Raw genomic sequence first — 18,881 nt, forward strand, 5'->3', positions numbered from 1 at the left:
AAGTCGTCTGGAGCTTCGCTGGTAATTTGTCAGACTGAAAAGAGACTCCTACTTCTTTCGATGCTTATGCCTGATAAATTTAATATGCAGCACCCGCCTTTCGATAGCCTGTCCGACACGGAGCAGTTAACGCTGCGTTCCTCATTGGATGTGGTTTATTACCGAGCACACGAGGTGATATTGGAGGCAGACCGCCCTAGTCGCCATCTGCATATTCTGATTAAAGGAGCCGTAGAGGAGCGCGCGAGCAGCGATGGAGAGATCTACGCACATTATGCCAATGACGATATCTTCGATGTACGAAGTCAGTTTGAGCCTCACACCAAACACCAATATATCGCACTTGAAGATACGCTAAGTTATCTACTGCCAACCGAGACCTTTCTCGAGCTGTACCACGCCAATGGCCAGTTTGCCGCTTACTTTGATAGCAACCTTTCGACACGAAAAGCGCTAATTGAAGCTGCCCAACAGCAACAAAATCTTGCAGAGTTCATACTGACCAAAGTGGACGAGTCGATCTATCACCCTCCACTGATACTGGAACCCAGCCAACCAATCAACCAAGTCACTCAAACCCTTAAAGAGCAAGGGTTGGACTCGGCTCTAATTCATTTAGAATATGATGATCCAAAAGCTTTTGCATCATCATGTACCTTTCCGTATGGAATCGTCACTCGAACCAATTTATTGCATGCTGTGATGCTCGATAATTACCCATTGGATGCGCCTGTCGGTGAGATCGCAACCTTCCCGGTGATGCACGTGAACCAAGGCGATTTCTTATTTAACGCTATGATTACCATGACCAGAAATCGAGTGAAAAGGTTGATGGTTTGTGATGGTAAAAATGCGGTCGGCATGGTGGATATGACACAGATCCTCAGTGCATTTTCCACACACTCTCACGTTCTCACTTTGCGTATTGCTCGTGCCTCCAGCGTTGAAGAGTTGGCTATGGCCTCTAACAAACAGCGTCAACTGGTCGAGAGCTTACTCAGTAATGGGATTCGCACACGCTTTATCATGGAACTGATTTCTGCGGTCAACGAACAGATCATAGAGAAGGCTTTTGAGTTGATTATCCCTCCTGCACTGCATAACCACTGCTGCCTAATTGTGTTGGGTTCAGAAGGTCGCGGAGAGCAAATTCTCAAAACCGATCAAGACAACGCTCTGATTATTCAAGATGGTTTGGAGTGGCATCAATGCCAAAGTGCCATGAACGACCTAACCCATACATTGCAGCAATTGGGTTACCCACTATGTCCGGGCAACGTGATGGTCAACAACCCGAAATGGGTGCATTCAGAACAAGAGTGGAAGCAAACCCTCACCAGCTGGGTAAGCAAAGCAACGCCAGAGACAGTGATGGATATCGCCATCATGTCGGACGCACACGCCGTAGCGGGTAACAGGGAACTACTAAAACCAGTGAAGCAGCACCTCAGTGATTTAATGCTAGGACAAGAGTTGATTTTGACGGAATTCTGCCGCCCAGCGCTGAACTTCTCAGTACCCCTCACTCTATTTGGCAATGTGAAGCAATCCAAGTCAGGGCTCGATATCAAACAAGGCGGTATTTTCCCTATAGTGCATGGTGTGAGAGCACTTTGTCTTGAGCATGGTGTCACCGTAAACAACACCTTCGAACGCATTGAGCAGCTGGTCAGCAAGAAGGTATTAGAGCAAAGCACCGCGGATAATCTCAGTGAAGCACTCAAGCAATTCTTTAAGTGGCGCTTAGCCCAAAGGCTTTCTCAACAGCACAGCAGCAACAAAATTAACGTCAAACTGATGGAGCGAGCAGACAGAGATTTGCTTCGTCATAGCCTGCACGTGGTGAAGAAATTCAAGCAATGGCTCGGCTACCACTATCAGATACGAGATTAGGCAATTGAACGATGAATAGGTTGGTTCGCTATTACTGGCATCACAAGCTCAAAGGCTCTCTTTACCAGCCTCTGTTTACTGCGCCTATTGATCATGAATATGTATCGCTCGATTGTGAAACCACCAGCCTAGACCCTAATCAGGCGGAATTAGTCACTATTGCCGCGACCAAGATCATCGGTAACCGAATCATTACCAGCCAACCTTTTGAAGTCCGATTGCGCGCCCCGCAATCGCTCGATTGCAATTCAATAAAAATCCACCGCATTCGTCATCAAGATCTAAAGCACGGCATCGAAGAAAAACAGGCTTTAGTTGAGCTACTGAACTTCATTGGTAATCGTCCTTTAGTCGGCTATCACATCCGCTATGATAAAAAAATTCTCGACCGCGCCTGTTTAAAACAACTTGGATTTCCACTGCCTAACCGATTAGTCGAAGTAAGCCAACTCTATCAAGACAAACTCGAAAGACAGCTGCCCAATGCCTATTTCGATCTCAGTATGGATGCCATCTGTCGCCAGCTCGATTTACCGATTCCAGTCAATAAACATGATGCATTACAAGACGCTATCTCCGCTGCGCTGATCTTTGTGCGCCTGAAACATGGTGATCTACCTCGTTTCAACTCTTCTTATTCTTAATTCAACCACTGGCGCTTCACATAGAGAGCAACATCTCAAAAATGAACTTAACTCGCTATTTTGTAAGTGAAAAGCAGCGTCTCATCCTAAAGTCTAATTGTGGAAATCGCCGTCCTAGCCGAGAGTGATAACACAAAGATGGTTCTGTAATAGACCTAGAAACTGAACACAAAGGAAGTTGCCAGTTCATTAGGAATGTAGGCACAAGGAGAGATGCAATGAGTGAAGCCCACGTTTATCCGGTAAAAGAAAATATTAAATCAACCACACACGCGGATAATGACACTTACCTAGCCATGTACCAGCAATCTGTTTCTGACCCTGAAGGCTTTTGGGGTGAACACGGAAAAATCGTTGATTGGATCAAGCCTTTCACACAGGTAAAAAACACCTCTTTCGACCCTGGCCACATCGACATCCGCTGGTTTGAAGATGGCACGCTTAACGTTTCGGCTAACTGTATCGACCGCCACCTTGCTGAACGCGGTGATGAAGTCGCTATCATCTGGGAAGGCGATGACCCGGCAGATGATAAAACTCTAACTTTTAATGAACTGCACAAAGAAGTGTGCCTGTTTTCGAATGCTCTAAAAGAGCAAGGCGTACGCAAAGGTGATGTGGTTTGTTTATACATGCCAATGGTGCCAGAAGCGGCAGTAGCAATGCTGGCATGTACCCGTATCGGTGCGGTTCACACGGTAGTATTTGGTGGTTTTTCACCAGAAGCACTGTCTGGTCGTATTATCGATTCAAACTCTAAAGTCGTTATCACTGCCGATGAAGGCGTGCGTGGCGGCCGTGCGGTTCCACTGAAGAAAAACGTCGATGAAGCTCTGACCAACCCTGAAGTGAAGAACATCGAGAAGGTTGTAGTATTCAAGCGTACTGGCGGTGATGTGGCTTGGCATGAACACCGTGATGTGTGGTGGCATGATGCTATTGCAAACGTATCGGCAGATTGCCCACCAGAAGAGATGAACGCAGAAGATCCACTATTCATCCTTTATACATCAGGCTCAACGGGTAAACCTAAAGGTGTTATGCACACCACAGGTGGTTACCTTGTTTATGCAGCGATGACATTCAAATACGTGTTCGATTACCAAGAAGGCGAGACTTTCTGGTGTACAGCCGATGTGGGCTGGATTACGGGTCACACATACCTTGTTTACGGGCCACTAGCTAATGGTGCAAAAACTATTTTGTTTGAAGGCGTGCCAAACTACCCGAACACAAGCCGTATGAGTGAAGTGGTCGATAAGCACCAAGTGAATATTCTTTACACAGCACCAACTGCGATTCGTGCATTGATGGCGAAAGGCAATGAAGCCGTTGAAGGCACATCTCGTGACAGCCTAAGAATCATGGGCTCAGTGGGTGAACCGATTAACCCTGAAGCTTGGGAGTGGTACTACAAAACGATTGGTAACGAACAGTCTCCAATTGTCGATACTTGGTGGCAAACAGAAACGGGGGGCATCTTAATCGCACCGCTACCGGGCGCAACCGATCTAAAACCAGGTTCAGCGACGCGTCCATTCTTTGGTGTGCAACCTGCGTTAGTTGATAACATGGGTAATATCATTGAGGGTGCAACAGACGGCAACCTAGTCATTCTAGACTCTTGGCCGGGCCAAATGCGTACCGTTCATGGCGATCATGACCGCTTCGAACAGACTTACTTCTCTACATTTAAGGGCATGTACTTCACCAGTGACGGCGCTCGTCGCGATGAAGACGGTTACTACTGGATTACTGGTCGTGTCGATGACGTACTTAACGTCTCTGGTCACCGTATGGGTACTGCTGAGATTGAATCTGCTCTAGTAGCGTTCGATAAGATTGCAGAGGCTGCGATTGTCGGTATCCCTCATGATATTAAAGGCCAAGCAATTTACGCTTACATCACGCTGAATGATGGTGAGTTCCCAACCGCAGAGCTTCATAAAGAAGTGAAAGACTGGGTACGTAAAGAAATTGGACCAATTGCAACGCCAGATGTACTGCACTGGACTGACTCTCTGCCAAAAACTCGTTCAGGTAAAATCATGCGTCGTATCCTGCGTAAGATTGCTACCGGAGATACAGGTAACCTAGGTGATACCTCAACACTAGCCGACCCAAGCGTGGTTGATAAGCTGATTGCTGAGAAAGCAGAACTGGCATAAGCAACCCGTTACACTCTGAATTACTGTTTAAAACAGACCTTACCTAAACCGTCACCTATGTGGCGGTTTTTTTATGGCTGATCTTGTTCTCAAATATCCTCGACAAAATTAAGGCTATGACGCTTTTTTGTTAAGTTGGTAACAATTCCACGCTGTATCAATAGGAGATTAGACCAGTAAATTGCTGCGATTTGCGCTGAATTAGCTATAATCTGGTTCTAATTTTTAAATTTGGGTTTTTCTCACTGGAAATTAACCCCAAATTTTCAATAAAATGGCAACATTCACATTCGTAAACACGATAAAGGAAGATAGCCCCACGATGTCTACAAAGTTTCGCATTCTAGTTTTAAATGGCCCAAACCTTAACCTGTTAGGCCTTAGAGAGCCTGCACACTACGGTTCTCAAACACTTGACCAGATTATTAGCTCACTGACCGAGCAGGCGAAAGCACACGATGTTGAGCTATCTCACTTACAGTCAAATCGCGAGTATGAACTGATTGAAGCGATCCATAGTGCTTATCAAAATGTTGATTTTATTATTATCAACCCAGCAGCCTTTACACACACCAGTGTGGCACTGCGTGATGCACTACTTGGCGTTGCAATCCCATTTATTGAGGTCCATCTATCGAATGTTCACGCGCGTGAGTCATTCCGTCACCACTCTTACCTATCTGATAAAGCAGAAGGTGTGATTTGTGGCTTAGGTGCCCAAGGTTATCAATTTGCTTTGACCGCTGCGCTCAGCAAGCTCAACTCAAAGTAAACATAAACAACGAACTATTACTAACCTACTCAGTCAAAGAGTAAGTTCAATTAACAGATAAAGAGAAAGAAACAATGGATATTCGCAAAATCAAAAAGCTAATCGAATTGGTTGAAGAGTCTGGTATTTCTGAGCTAGAAATCTCTGAAGGTGAAGAGTCAGTACGAATCAGTCGTAACAGCACTGCACCTGTAGCACCTGTTCAATATGCAGCAGCTCCAGCTCCTGTAGCAGCGGCAGCAGCTCCTGCGGCGGCACCTGTAGCAGCAGAAGCTGCGGCTCCTGCAGTTCCAGCGGGCCACCAAGTTCTTTCTCCAATGGTTGGTACTTTCTACGGCGCTCCAAGCCCAGACGCAAAACCATTCGTTAAAGTTGGTCAATCTGTAACTGCTGGCGAAACTCTATGTATCGTTGAAGCAATGAAAATGATGAACCAAATCGAAGCTGATAAATCTGGTGTTGTAACAGCTATCCTAGTTGAAGACGGTCAACCAGTAGAATTCGACCAAGCTCTAGTAATTATCGAATAATAGAGAGCACTCATTATGTTAGATAAATTAGTAATCGCGAACCGTGGTGAGATTGCACTACGTATTCTGCGTGCATGTAAAGAGCTTGGCATTAAAACGGTAGCGGTTCACTCAACTGCTGACCGTGATCTTAAGCACGTACTACTTGCAGACGAAACCATTTGTATCGGTCCAGCTCGTGGTATCGATAGCTACCTAAACATCCCTCGTATCATCAGCGCAGCTGAAGTTACAGGTGCAGTAGCAGTTCACCCTGGCTACGGCTTCCTATCTGAAAATGCAGACTTCGCAGAACAGGTAGAACGCAGTGGCTTTATCTTCGTTGGCCCTAAAGCTGAAACCATTCGCATGATGGGTGACAAAGTGTCAGCTATCACATCAATGAAGAAAGCTGGCGTACCTTGTGTACCAGGTTCTGACGGTCCTCTTGATGACGACGAAGCGAAAAACAAAGCGCACGCTAAGCGTATTGGCTTCCCAGTAATCATCAAGGCATCTGGCGGCGGCGGCGGTCGTGGTATGCGTGTTGTTCGTTCTGAAGCAGAACTAACAGAAGCTATCGCGATGACTCGCGCTGAAGCAAAAGCATGTTTCAACAACGACATGGTTTACATGGAGAAATTCCTAGAAAACCCACGTCACATTGAAGTACAAGTGCTTGCAGATGGCCAAGGTAATGCTATCCACCTAGGTGAGCGTGACTGTTCAATGCAGCGTCGTCACCAGAAAGTTGTGGAAGAAGCGCCAGCTCCAGGTATCACTGAAGAGATGCGTAAGTACATCGGCGAACGCTGTACACGTGCATGTATTGAGATCGGTTACCGCGGTGCAGGTACATTTGAATTCCTATACGAGAACGGTGAGTTCTACTTCATCGAAATGAACACTCGTATTCAGGTTGAGCACACGATTACTGAAATGGTAACGGGTATCGACCTAGTGAAAGAACAGCTACGTATTGCTGCTGGTCAGCCTCTATCATTCACTCAGGATGATATTAAGCTGCGCGGCCACTCAATCGAATGTCGTATCAATGCTGAAGATCCAGTTCGTTTCCTACCTTCACCAGGTAAGATTGAACGTTTCCACGCACCAGGCGGCATGGGCGTACGTTGGGAATCTCACATCTACACTGGTTACACAGTGCCACCACACTACGATTCAATGATTGGTAAGCTGATCACTTACGGTGAGAACCGTGATGTGGCTATCGCTCGTATGAAGAACGCATTGGGTGAAATGATTGTTGAAGGTATTAACGTTAATACTGAGCTTCAACTGTCTATTATGAACGACGAAAACTTCCAACACGGTGGTGCAAACATCCACTACCTTGAGAAGAAACTTGGTTTGTCATAATCCGTTCGTTTAAGAACAGTCAAAATGCTCACTTCGGTGAGCATTTTTGTTTTTGAGCCGCCGAAAAACTCAATCTTTAATCCCCATTATATTCCGTGGGGTTTTGGTGAATTTGCTCATATTTTCTGCTAGACTCGCCATCCAATTTTTCTCATATAGAAGATGCAGCCATGCCTTGGATTCAAATCAAGCTTAATGCTACCAATGAAAATGCCGAACAAATCGGCGACATGTTAATGGAAGAGACTGGTGCTCTTTCTGTAACTTTCCTGGATGCACAAGATACCCCTGTATTTGAGCCTCTGCCGGGCGAAACTCGCCTTTGGGGTGATACTGACATTCTCGCGCTTTACGACGCTGAGACTGATACTGGTGTCGTTCTAGCGCAGATTAAAGCAAGCAACATGTTCCCTGCAGACTTTGCTCATAAAGTAGAGCAAATTGAAGACAAGGATTGGGAACGTGAATGGATGGACAACTTCCACCCAATGAAGTTTGGTGAGCGTTTATGGATCTGCCCTAGCTGGCGCGATATCCCTGAACCTGACGCTGTCAACGTAATGCTAGACCCAGGCCTTGCATTTGGTACCGGTACTCACCCGACAACGGCACTGTGTCTTGAGTGGCTTGAAGGCTTAGACCTGACAGGCAAAACCGTAATCGACTTCGGTTGTGGCTCAGGCATCCTAGCGATCGCGGCGATCAAACTAGGCGCGGCAAAAGTTATCGGGATCGATATTGATCCTCAAGCTCTGCTTGCATCAAAAGACAACGCACAACGCAATGGCGTTGCTGAACAACTCGAAGTGTTCTTACCACAAGATCAACCGGAAGGTTTGCTGGCTGACGTTGTTGTTGCCAACATTCTTGCAGGTCCATTACGCGACCTTTCTGGCATCATCAAAGGCCTAGTTAAGCCAAATGGTGTGCTTGCGATGTCGGGTGTTTTAGATACACAAGCGGAAGATGTGGCGACTTATTATCGTGATGAGCTTCACATTGATCCGATCATTGAACAACAAGAATGGTGCCGAATCTCAGGTCGCAAGCAAGGCTAGACAAGACTTTGGGCGCTAATTGACTGAAATTTAAACAAATTACAAAAACAAATTGTAAATGCTCAAATATTAGTCTTTTCACGCAGCGAAAAAATGCGTAAAATGCGCGCCCTTGCTGGTACAGAACTGTGATGACATTTTTGAAAATCGGAAATTATCAACTTAAGAACAATCTAATCGTCGCTCCTATGGCTGGCGTAACGGATAGACCATTCCGTGAGTTGTGTCTTCGCTACGGTGCGGGGATGGCAGTCAGTGAAATGATGTCCTCCAATCCGAAAGTTTGGAAAACGTCAAAGTCTCAGCAGCGTATGGTACATGAAGGCGAATCGGGCATTCGTTCAGTACAAATCGCTGGTGCAGATCCACAGCTTATGGCCGAGGCTGCTCAATTTAATGTCGATAACGGTGCGCAAATCATCGATATCAACATGGGTTGTCCAGCTAAAAAAGTGAATAAAAAGCTTGCGGGCTCAGCCCTACTGCAGCATCCAGAACTCATTGAAGACATTCTGAAGGCGGTGGTAAATGCTGTCGACGTTCCAGTAACGTTGAAAACGCGCACAGGCTGGGATACAGACAATAGAAACTGTGTCCAAATCGCGAAAATAGCCGAAGACTGCGGCATACAAGCTCTTGCGCTCCATGGAAGAACTCGCGCTTGTATGTACAAAGGTGAGGCAGAATACAAACACATTAAAGCAGCGAAACAAGCAGTATCTATTCCGGTTATCGCTAACGGTGATATCGATAGTCCGGAAAAAGCGAAGTTTGTGCTGGAGTACACCGGCGCTGATGCTTTAATGATAGGTCGACCTGCCCAAGGACGTCCTTGGATTTTTAACGAAATCCTACACTATTTGGAAAACGGCACCACGATGGACCCACTCCCGATTTCGGAAGTGAAAGACATCATGCTTGGTCATGTGCACGCTCTACATGAATTTTATGGGGAGTTTTTAGGCCCTCGCATCGCTCGTAAGCATGTGGGTTGGTATCTAAAAGAACATGAACAAGCGAGTGAGTTTCGCCGTACCTTCAACGCATTCGAAGCAGGTGATCTGCAGCTTGAAGCGCTAGAAGGTTTTTTTGATAACGTTGCACCATAATTACGAGAAGAGCTAGACCGAATATGTTCGAACAAAATCTGACTTCAGAAGCATTGACAGTAACTACAGTTACATCACAAGACCAAATCACGCAGAAGCCACTACGTGACTCAGTTAAAGCATCATTGAAAAATTACCTTGCTCAATTAAACGGTCAAGAAGTCAGCGAGTTATACGAATTAGTATTAGCTGAAGTTGAACAGCCACTACTAGACACTATCATGCAGTACACTCGCGGTAACCAAACTCGCGCAGCAACCATGATGGGTATTAACCGCGGTACTCTTCGCAAGAAACTTAAAAAATACGGCATGAACTAATCGTTCTTTCGTAATTTATTGAATTGAAAGCCAAGCTCATTTTTGAGTTTGGCTTTTTTTGGCTTGTCGAACCGTGATAGGTAGCTGATTACTCTCCAGTGCGACAACAGCGCCCTTTGTCGACGTTTGCTGAATCCAAGGCTGCCAGAATAGAACAATGGCTTGCATCGTCGTCCACGTGGCCACAACACGCATCATTAATCTTTTTAAGTGCGGTGCGAATCTTAGTTAACTCGGTAATCTTCTCATCAATCATCTCTAGTTTTGCTGAAGTAATCGACTTCACTTCGGCGCAACTGTGCTGTGTGGCCTCGAGACGAATCTCAAGCAATTCTTTGATTTCATCTAAACTCAGCCCTAACTCTTTAGATTTGAGAATAAACGTCACCTGCTTTTGGTTATTTTCATCATATAAGCGATAACCCGACTCACTGCGACTGGCTGGCGCGATCAGGTTATTCTTCTCATAAAATCGCAAGGTATCGGCTGTTACACCGCATCGTTTCGCTAATTCACCGATCTGAAACATGTTTTTTCCTACTGTTTCGTCCATTCCACAATTAACCTTATCGTTACTTTTCAGGCTGAAATGGCACTTTTCATAATTAATTTTGAGACGCCAAACGATTGCGCGAGCTTTTTTGTAATAAATTAGTTAGAATCTGCGCCATCAAATTTGGAGTTGGTTATCTTATAGCTTAATCATAAGACTAACCCAAAAGGTCTTTACCAAAACTGGCCAATATTTTATCTCTTACTGGTATCTAAGATAATCCACGCTAAGAAGATAGAAACAAGTTCTTTTTTGGCAAATATCTTTATTTTAACCCCATGAATTTGAGGAAGATGGAAGCATGAATAACGCTCGTCCAATTCGCCGCGCTCTAATCAGCGTATCAGACAAAACTGGTATCGTTGAATTTGCACAAGCTCTTGCTAACCGTGGTGTAGATATCCTATCTACCGGTGGCACTGCTCGCCTGCTTGCTGAAAAAGGCATCTCTGTTACAGAAGTATCTGACTACACTGGTTTCCCAGAAATGATGGATGGCCGTGTTAAGACTCTGCACCCAAAAGTTCATGGTGGTGTTCTAGGCCGTCGTGGTCAAGATGATGACGTGATGGAAACTCACGGTATCAACCCTATCGATATGGTTGTTGTAAACCTATACCCATTCGCAGAAACCGTTGCTAAAGAAGGTTGTACCCTTGCTGACGCTGTTGAGAACATCGACATCGGTGGCCCAACAATGGTTCGCTCTGCAGCGAAAAACCACAAAGACGTCACTATCGTTGTTAACGCACACGACTACGAGCGCGTTGTGGCTGAAATGGACGCGAACGAGAAATCTCTAACGCTAGAGACTCGCTTCGACCTAGCTATCGCGGCATTCGAGCACACCGCTTCTTACGACGGCATGATCGCTAACTACTTCGGCACTATGGTTCCATCTTACGGTGAGAACAAAGAAGGTGACGAAGAGTCTAAATTCCCTCGCACGTTCAACCAACAGTTCGAGAAAAAACAAGACATGCGCTACGGTGAGAACAGCCACCAAGCTGCTGCATTCTATGTTGAAGCGAACCCTGAAGAAGCATCTGTTTCTACTGCTCGCCAAATTCAAGGTAAAGCCCTTTCTTACAACAACATCGCTGACACCGACGCAGCACTTGAGTGTGTGAAAGAGTTCGACCAGCCAGCATGTGTGATCGTTAAGCACGCTAACCCATGTGGTGTTGCACTAGGTGAAGACATCCTAGAAGCTTACGACCGTGCATTCAAAACAGACCCAACGTCTGCATTTGGCGGCATCATCGCTTTCAACCGTGAACTAGACGCAGCAACAGCAACGGCTATCACTGAGCGTCAATTCGTTGAAGTTATCATTGCACCATCAGTTTCTGCTGAGGCAGTAGAAATCGTAGCGGCTAAGAAAAACCTTCGTCTACTTGAGTGTGGTGAGTGGACAACTAAGACGACTGGCTTTGACGTTAAACGCGTTAACGGTGGCTTGCTAGTTCAAGACCGCGATCAAGGCATGGTGTCTGAAGATGACCTGAAAGTGGTTTCTAAGCGTCAACCAACAGCTGAAGAATTGAAAGATGCTCTATTCTGCTGGAAAGTAGCGAAATACGTTAAATCTAACGCTATCGTTTACTCGAAAGGCGACATGACAATTGGTGTTGGCGCTGGCCAAATGAGCCGCGTTTATTCTGCGAAAATTGCAGGCATCAAAGCTGCAGACGAAGGTCTACAGGTTGAAGGTTGTGTAATGGCATCAGATGCGTTCTTCCCATTCCGTGACGGTATCGACGCGGCAGCAGAAGCTGGCATCAAGTGTGTTATCCAACCGGGCGGCTCTATGCGTGATGACGAAGTTATCGCTGCAGCAGACGAACACGGCATGGCGATGATCTTTACTGGCATGCGTCACTTCCGCCACTAATTTCCTCTTCGTATTTGGCACTGTGGCGTCGTTAGCTGCTTTCGTCCACCCCGGTCACATAGCGGGCTATGCTCCCGGGGATGGGCTCAATTGCTGCCTAGCCACATCACCAACTACTTTGAGCAGAATTTATAATTTTGTTTTTTAAATATTCCGATATTTGAAATACGTAGAGCAAGTCAGTGACTTTAGTTCAAGGAAAACACGCGGAGCTTATGACTATAAGTGAGCATGTTTGACACAGAAATAAAGGCTCTGAAGCAGCTATAAGGATTTTAAAACATGAATGTATTGATTATTGGTGCCGGCGGTCGTGAGCATGCACTAGGTTGGAAAGCAGCACAAAACCCAAACGTTGAAACGGTATTCATTGCTCCAGGTAACGCAGGTACTGCACTTGAGCCGAAACTGGAGAACGTAAACATCGGTGTTGAAGACATCGCTGGTTTAGTCGCGTTTGCTCAAGAGAAAAAAATCGAACTGACTATCGTGGGCCCTGAAGCACCACTAGTTATTGGTGTGGTTGACGCATTCCGCGAAGTGGGTCTGCCTATCTTTGGTCCAACTCAAGCGGCAGCACAGCTTGAAGGTTCGAAAGCATTCACTAAAGATTTCCTAGCTCGTCATGACATCCCAACGGGTTACTACGCGAACTTTACTGAGATTGAGCCGGCTATCGCTTACGTACGTGAGCAAGGTGCGCCAATCGTAGTAAAAGCTGACGGTCTTGCGGCAGGTAAAGGCGTTATCGTTGCGATGACACTTGAAGAAGCTGAAGACGCAATCAAAGACATGCTAGCGGGCAACGCATTTGGCGACGCTGGCAGCCGCGTGGTTATCGAAGAGTTCCTTGAAGGCGAAGAAGCAAGCTTCATCGTAATGGTTGACGGTTCTAGCGTGCTTCCTATGGCGACCAGCCAAGATCACAAACGTGTTGGCGACAAAGACACTGGTCCTAATACTGGCGGTATGGGTGCTTACTCTCCTGCTCCAGTTGTGACGCCTGAAATCCACAACCGTATCCTTGAGGAAGTTATCTACCCAACGGTACGTGGTATGGACGCAGAGGGCGCACCTTACACTGGTTTCCTTTACGCTGGCCTAATGATCGATGCTGACGGCACACCTAAGGTTATCGAATACAACTGCCGCTTCGGCGATCCAGAAACGCAACCTATCATGATGCGTATGGAGTCAGACCTTGTTGAGCTTTGCCTAATGGCTATCGACGAGAAACTAGACGAAGCAGAATCGAAGTGGGATCCACGCGCTTCTATCGGTGTTGTTCTTGCGGCTGGCGGTTACCCTGCTGACTACGCAAAAGGTGACGTAATTTCACTACCAACAAGCGAAGTTGAAGGCCAAAAGGTTTTCCACGCAGGTACGACAAATAACGAAGCTGGCGACGTGGTGACAAACGGTGGTCGTGTACTTTGTGCAACGGCACTGGGTAACACGGTTTCTGAAGCTCAAGAGCGTGCTTACGCGTTGACGAAGCAAGTTAGCTGGAATGGTATGTTCCACCGCAATGACATTGGTTACCGTGCGATTGCGCGCGAGCAAGAGCAGTAATCAATTTTGTTACTCGCTTACTTTCCATAACAGTAAGCAAATAGCAGTAAGCGAATAACAGCAAAAGGCGCCTCGATAGGCGCCTTTTTTATTACTCAATCTTTCTAGGAATCTGCGCCTGTACAGACAAATTAGCACTTGGCCTACAGTAGGCCAAATACTCTCAAACCTTTGATTGTTAGCTATTCTTTCAACAATGATGGCCTAACGACACAATCATGGCTGTCTTCAGCCAGCATCAGTAACTCTTTCACGCTCATCTTACCCAGTGAATCACTGCCAAGAAACGCCGCATAGCTTTCCACAGATGCCAATCGGTCGATCACGAAGCTTGGTAAAGTCTGGTTAAATTCAATGCGATCAAATTCACCACCAGCGCACGTCTTAAAAGAGCTGCCATCCCAGTAACCCTGAACCAATCTTAGCCCTTCGTCATTCTGCTTCATCGTAGTCTCTAGAACCGATTTAGCTTCTTTCTGGTAGTTTTCAAGCTGCTTAGCTTGGATAGGTAAGATTTTGCTGTCGATACGATACTGTTGATACACAGCTTCGCCCGACTTATTGAAACGCACATGGACACGATAAGGAACCAGCTTATTAGAAGAGTTACGCTGCTCGCCTTCACGAATGAATTCACGAAGCACACTTTCTGACCAAGCATAGTCAGTTTGGTACCAGCCGTAATCGCCTACAGTGACGTAGTCAGCTGAAGTATGAGGTTGTGTTAGCTTGTTTGTAACCCAGTAAAAACTTGTCGCGTCGCCCATGACTTGGCCGCCGGTGTGAGTTTCAAATTGCTCTAGGTTTTTGCGAGGGCTTGTTGAAGAACAGCCAATAAGAAATGTAGATAATAGTGAAACGAGAAGAAATGCTTTTTTCATAAAAACCTGTACCGAGGTGGAATACGACTACCTCGGTACAGTTTAGATTATTTCACTGAATCTTTCAGCGCTTTACCTGCAACAAATGCTGGAACATTTGCAGCAGCGATTTGGATCTCATCACCAGTTTTTGGGTTACGACCAGTGCGAGCTGCACGGTGGTTTACTTTAAAAGTACCAAAACCAATTAGCTGAACTTGATCGCCATCTTTAAGAGCATCTGTAACACCGCCAAGAGTCGCTTCTAGAGCAGCTTTAGCTTGTGCTTTAGAAAGGTCCGCTTTTTCAGCAATAAAGTCGATTAATTGAGTCTTGTTCATTTTAGGTTTCCCTTCTTTGTATTTTTGAATTCAATTCACTCTAAAACATAAATGCCCCATCTGGCAAAGGTTTGTCGTCGATCTTTAGCTCTAATGCCGTAGTTTTAGCCATAATATGAGTAATAACTCACAATTTGTTACTGATTTTATTAAGCAAGCCCTTGTTTAAAAGGGGCTGAGAGCAAAATTAATGATGACCTAGCCACTACTTTTTCACTATAATCCACGCTGAATCGCTGCTAAAGCGTACAATTTAATTTAAGGGCAAACATGCTGCTGCTAACTATTTACGTCTCCATTGCTATTGGAGTTTCTTTCATTTGTTCTGTTTTGGAAGCTGTACTTTTGAGTATTAGTCCGAGCTACATTGCTCAACTAAAACAAAATGGGCACCCTGCAGCAGAGTCTTTAGACAAACTGAAAACAGATATTGACCGCCCGCTTGCGTCAATTTTAACGCTCAACACCATCGCGCATACTATCGGTGCTGCGACAGCAGGTGCACAAGCGGCTGTCGTTTTTGGTAGCCAATGGTTAGGTGTCTTCTCTGCCGTGCTAACGCTAGGTATTTTGGTACTGTCTGAGATTGTTCCAAAAACCATTGGTGCAACCTACTGGCGTCAACTTGCTCCTACTTCAGCAAGTGTGCTGCGTTGGATGGTGTTCTTCCTAACACCGTTTGTATGGTTCTCAGAACAGATCACCAAACGTCTTGCTCGTGGCCACCAAGCACCCAAAATGCGTGATGAACTATCTGCAATGGCGATTTTGGCAAAAGAGAGCGGCGAGTTTGCAGAAGGCGAATCAAAAATCCTGAGCAACCTACTGGGTATTCAAGATGTACCCGTGACTCAGGTAATGACGCCGCGCCCAGTGGTATTCCGTGTTGATGCGGAAATGAGTGTGAATACCTTCCTAGAACAACATAAAGATACGCCATTCTCACGCCCGCTGGTTTACAGCGAGCAGAGTGACAACATCATCGGTTTTGTTCACCGCTTAGAGCTGTTTAGATTGCAGCAAGCCGATTGTGGTGAGAAAGCTCTGGGTGAGGTAATGCGCCCTATCCACGTGTTGCTGAACAACATGGGCTTGGCTAAGGCCTTTGACCAGATGATGGCAAACCGCCTGCAACTGTCTTTAGTTGTGGACGAGTACGGCACCATTCAGGGCATCATCACCCTAGAAGATATCTTTGAACACCTAGTGGGTGAAGAGATTGTCGACGAAGCGGATAAGACGACTGACATGCAAGAACTGGCGTTCCAACGCTGGGAAAAGTGGAAAGAGACACACGGTGTTATCGAAAACCGCGATGACGAGGACGAGCTAGAGGAAGAAACTCCAGCAGACAACGATTCCTCAGATTCAACATCAGCGGATGACGACGACGCATCAAAAGATAAGGCATCAAAAGACAAAGCGCAGAACGAAGACAAAAAAGACGCTTAATCTAAATTTGATATCGTCAGATACAATAAAGGCTCCCTAGGGAGCCTTTGTTTTTATTCGTACCTTGGTGCGATAGCGAATTATAACGCAACACCAATGTTACTGACTGGGTCTTCACGCAGTTCGTGGCGTAGGTCTTTGATCAACTCTAAGTCACGCTCAGTCGTTTCACGTAGAGGTCGGAAAATGGCCCACTGAACGTCCCACTCTTCACATACCGCTTCGTTTTCTTTCTGGTTTTCGTTGGTCACTTCTTCAGCGCCTTGAGCAAACTCAAGCTCAGCAACCGTCTTCACCGATTGTTGACTCACTTTAATTACCGCTTCCAACATATGTTCACGGTCAAGCAGGCCATGAATTAGCGTTGCTAGGCCTTGGCATGCGTCCATTGCTGGGTAAACACCATAAAAATCAAAATCATCACCGCTAGGGAATAGCTCTTCAACCTTCTCAAGTTGACGCTCAAAGTTCACCTTTGCTGTTTTAACCGTCAGGATTTCCCAAATGCTATCCAAAACATCACGATAGATTCGAGCTTCCGCAAATTCTGTATTCTCACAAAACATGGCATAGTTAGGGTACATACGCTCACATAGACACGCCATAAAGGTAATTTGTTGCCAAGGTTCTAACTTTTCAAGACGAACCTGCAGTGGATTCTGAAGCATAGTCACTCAATAATTGCAGAAAAAGACAGCGAAAGTGTACTTGATAAACCCTGGGGGGAAAAGGTAAGCCGATGAACAATTTCACGAATAAGCTCTATATTCTTACTGAGCATAACGATACCTATACGCAACTGATTCTAAACCAGGATTTACCCGACCTAGAAATCACTCAAAACCCCGAGTTAGCTGAAATTGTATTAGCCTCGCCTCCCCTGATAGCCGAGCGCCTTGGCGAGTTTAAAGAGCTAGACTGGGTACAGAGTACCTACGCTGGCATCAATAAACTCACTCAGCCAGACCTTCGTCAGGATTACACGCTGACCAACGTCAAAGGTATCTTCGGTCCTGCTATCGCGGAGTACGTTTTAGGTTACGCAATCAGCCACTGTAGACACTTTCCTCATTACCACCAGCATCAACAACAACGAAACTGGCAGCCACAGCTTTATACTAGCCTAACTGACAAAACTATGGTGATTTTAGGAACAGGTTCAATCGGCAGTCATTTAGCAAAAACCGCGGCCGCTTTTGGTATTCATACCATAGGTGTCAACCGTACGGGCATCCCATCCAAACAAGAAACCTTTAAAGAGACGTTCCACATCAATGAGATAGAGGCTGCCCTCAAGCAGGCCGATATTGTGGTCAACACCCTGCCATCAACTGCTGAAACCTATCAGTTGTTGAACCAAACCACGTTAGGCTATTGCTCTAATGTGTTGCTGTTTAATGTCGGTCGAGGAGAGAGCATCGACAATAAAGCCTTGTTGCTCGCCATAAAAAACAGATGGGTAGAACACGCATTTTTAGATGTGTTTGAAAGTGAACCCCTCTCGCAAGAACACCCTTTCTGGAAACTACCGCAAGTCACCATCACTCCGCACATCGCTGCACTCAGTGAGCCAAGACAAGTGGTCGAGATCTTCGCAGAGAATTACCAACAATGGCGAGATGGCTTTACACTTAATCATGTCATCGATTTTGATAAAGGTTACTGATGTCCTCTTCGTTACTTAAAGAGGTTCGACAATGCCGAGCTTGTGAACCTCACCTATCACACGGTGCCAACCCAGTAATTCAAGCACACCCAAATGCGCGTTTGCTGATCATAGGTCAAGCGCCGGGTATCAAGGTGCATGAGTCGTCGATCCCTTGGAATGACGCCAGTGGCGAACGATTAAGAGAATGGTTAGGGATAAACAGCGATACCTTTTATGACGAACAAAAGGTCGCGATTGTTCCTATGGGGTTCTGCTACCCAGGCAAAGCGAAGAGTGGCGATCTGCCACCACGCAAAGAATGCGCAGAGCTCTGGCACAAAAAGGTACTGCAGTCATTGCCCAACATTCAAATGACACTATTGATTGGTCAATATGCGCAAAACTATTATTTAAAGGAAAGAACCACCAAAACGCTGACAGAAACAGTCAAAAACTGGCAGGCTTGGGCGCCTGAATTTTTGCCATTACCTCACCCTTCGCCACGCAATAATATCTGGCTAAAGAAGAACCCTTGGTTTGAAAGTGAAGTCATTCCCTATATCAGGAAACACATCTCAGAGCATTTGGCCTACCATGATCCAAATACCTAATTAACTGCACACAACAAGATTAAACCGCGATCAAATACCAATTTCAGACAATAAAAAAGCGCTGTTGGTTTCCCAACAGCGCTTTCAGTCATTTTAC

Annotated in this window: 18 protein-coding genes; 14 read left to right on the plus strand and 4 right to left on the minus strand. The window is 45.9% G+C overall.

What is annotated here, in order from left to right; all coding sequences use genetic code 11:
- Positions 1 to 60: 60 nt before the first annotated feature.
- From CWO27_RS15920 to fis, 9 genes are all read left to right on the plus strand, one after another.
- Complete coding sequence (locus CWO27_RS15920) at positions 61 to 1,893, plus strand: DUF294 nucleotidyltransferase-like domain-containing protein (protein WP_107899211.1); 1,833 nt, start codon at positions 61 to 63, stop codon at positions 1,891 to 1,893.
- Between the two features lie 11 nt (positions 1,894 to 1,904).
- On the plus strand, positions 1,905 to 2,537 hold the full coding sequence (locus CWO27_RS15925) for a 3'-5' exonuclease (protein WP_048663023.1): 633 nt from the start codon (positions 1,905 to 1,907) through the stop codon (positions 2,535 to 2,537).
- 218 nt (positions 2,538 to 2,755) lie between these two features.
- The gene (acs, locus tag CWO27_RS15930) at positions 2,756 to 4,705 is read left to right on the plus strand and encodes an acetate--CoA ligase (RefSeq protein ID WP_009844693.1); all 1,950 of its coding nucleotides are present in this window, start codon (positions 2,756 to 2,758) and stop codon (positions 4,703 to 4,705) included.
- Positions 4,706 to 5,027: 322 nt separating this feature from the next.
- Entirely contained in the window at positions 5,028 to 5,477 is a 450-nt protein-coding gene (aroQ, locus tag CWO27_RS15935; RefSeq protein WP_048659205.1) for a type II 3-dehydroquinate dehydratase, read from the plus strand.
- A gap of 74 nt (positions 5,478 to 5,551) precedes the next feature.
- The gene (gene accB, locus CWO27_RS15940; RefSeq protein ID WP_048659206.1) at positions 5,552 to 6,007 is read left to right on the plus strand and encodes an acetyl-CoA carboxylase biotin carboxyl carrier protein; all 456 of its coding nucleotides are present in this window, start codon (positions 5,552 to 5,554) and stop codon (positions 6,005 to 6,007) included.
- Positions 6,008 to 6,022: 15 nt separating this feature from the next.
- The gene (accC, locus tag CWO27_RS15945; RefSeq protein ID WP_017062706.1) at positions 6,023 to 7,366 is read left to right on the plus strand and encodes an acetyl-CoA carboxylase biotin carboxylase subunit; all 1,344 of its coding nucleotides are present in this window, start codon (positions 6,023 to 6,025) and stop codon (positions 7,364 to 7,366) included.
- 170 nt (positions 7,367 to 7,536) lie between these two features.
- On the plus strand, positions 7,537 to 8,424 hold the full coding sequence (gene prmA / locus CWO27_RS15950) for a 50S ribosomal protein L11 methyltransferase (RefSeq protein WP_009844690.1): 888 nt from the start codon (positions 7,537 to 7,539) through the stop codon (positions 8,422 to 8,424).
- 140 nt (positions 8,425 to 8,564) lie between these two features.
- Positions 8,565 to 9,533, plus strand: a complete 969-nt coding sequence (gene dusB / locus CWO27_RS15955; protein ID WP_032546269.1) for a tRNA dihydrouridine synthase DusB — start codon at positions 8,565 to 8,567, stop codon at positions 9,531 to 9,533.
- Between the two features lie 23 nt (positions 9,534 to 9,556).
- Positions 9,557 to 9,853: a DNA-binding transcriptional regulator Fis gene (gene fis, locus CWO27_RS15960; protein ID WP_004729744.1), complete on the plus strand. Its 297-nt coding sequence runs from the start codon at positions 9,557 to 9,559 to the stop codon at positions 9,851 to 9,853.
- An 88-nt stretch (positions 9,854 to 9,941) separates the two neighbouring features.
- Here fis and zntR read toward each other — a convergent pair whose 3' ends face one another.
- Positions 9,942 to 10,382 (minus strand): Zn(2+)-responsive transcriptional regulator, encoded by a 441-nt coding sequence (gene zntR / locus CWO27_RS15965; RefSeq protein WP_048659207.1) that lies wholly within the window; start codon positions 10,380 to 10,382, stop codon positions 9,942 to 9,944.
- A gap of 325 nt (positions 10,383 to 10,707) precedes the next feature.
- On the opposite strand from zntR, the gene purH reads away from it, so the two are divergent.
- Positions 10,708 to 12,300 (plus strand): bifunctional phosphoribosylaminoimidazolecarboxamide formyltransferase/IMP cyclohydrolase, encoded by a 1,593-nt coding sequence (gene purH, locus CWO27_RS15970; RefSeq protein ID WP_010435512.1) that lies wholly within the window; start codon positions 10,708 to 10,710, stop codon positions 12,298 to 12,300.
- A gap of 282 nt (positions 12,301 to 12,582) precedes the next feature.
- Entirely contained in the window at positions 12,583 to 13,872 is a 1,290-nt protein-coding gene (gene purD, locus CWO27_RS15975) for a phosphoribosylamine--glycine ligase (protein ID WP_107899212.1), read from the plus strand.
- Positions 13,873 to 14,054: 182 nt separating this feature from the next.
- On the opposite strand, the gene CWO27_RS15980 is transcribed toward purD, so the two are convergent.
- Both CWO27_RS15980 and hupA read right to left on the minus strand, forming a co-directional pair.
- Complete coding sequence (locus CWO27_RS15980; protein WP_048659209.1) at positions 14,055 to 14,753, minus strand: DUF1481 domain-containing protein; 699 nt, start codon at positions 14,751 to 14,753, stop codon at positions 14,055 to 14,057.
- A 47-nt stretch (positions 14,754 to 14,800) separates the two neighbouring features.
- Complete coding sequence (gene hupA / locus CWO27_RS15985; protein ID WP_004729753.1) at positions 14,801 to 15,073, minus strand: nucleoid-associated protein HU-alpha; 273 nt, start codon at positions 15,071 to 15,073, stop codon at positions 14,801 to 14,803.
- A gap of 270 nt (positions 15,074 to 15,343) precedes the next feature.
- Here hupA and CWO27_RS15990 point away from each other — a divergent pair, with 270 nt between their 5' ends.
- On the plus strand, positions 15,344 to 16,525 hold the full coding sequence (locus tag CWO27_RS15990; protein ID WP_107899213.1) for a CNNM domain-containing protein: 1,182 nt from the start codon (positions 15,344 to 15,346) through the stop codon (positions 16,523 to 16,525).
- 80 nt (positions 16,526 to 16,605) lie between these two features.
- Here the strand turns inward: CWO27_RS15990 and CWO27_RS15995 are convergent, their stop codons facing one another.
- The gene (locus tag CWO27_RS15995; protein WP_017062699.1) at positions 16,606 to 17,193 is read right to left on the minus strand and encodes a YjaG family protein; all 588 of its coding nucleotides are present in this window, start codon (positions 17,191 to 17,193) and stop codon (positions 16,606 to 16,608) included.
- A gap of 71 nt (positions 17,194 to 17,264) precedes the next feature.
- On the opposite strand from CWO27_RS15995, the gene CWO27_RS16000 reads away from it, so the two are divergent.
- Both CWO27_RS16000 and CWO27_RS16005 read left to right on the plus strand, forming a co-directional pair.
- On the plus strand, positions 17,265 to 18,191 hold the full coding sequence (locus CWO27_RS16000; protein ID WP_055319891.1) for a D-2-hydroxyacid dehydrogenase: 927 nt from the start codon (positions 17,265 to 17,267) through the stop codon (positions 18,189 to 18,191).
- Positions 18,191 to 18,784, plus strand: a complete 594-nt coding sequence (locus tag CWO27_RS16005) for a uracil-DNA glycosylase family protein (protein ID WP_102433247.1) — start codon at positions 18,191 to 18,193, stop codon at positions 18,782 to 18,784. Before CWO27_RS16000 ends, CWO27_RS16005 begins: the two co-directional genes overlap by 1 nt.
- Positions 18,785 to 18,881 lie beyond the last annotated feature (97 nt).

It is taken from the genome of Vibrio sp. 10N.286.51.C3 (assembly GCF_003050065.1).
GTDB lineage: Bacteria > Pseudomonadota > Gammaproteobacteria > Enterobacterales > Vibrionaceae > Vibrio > Vibrio crassostreae.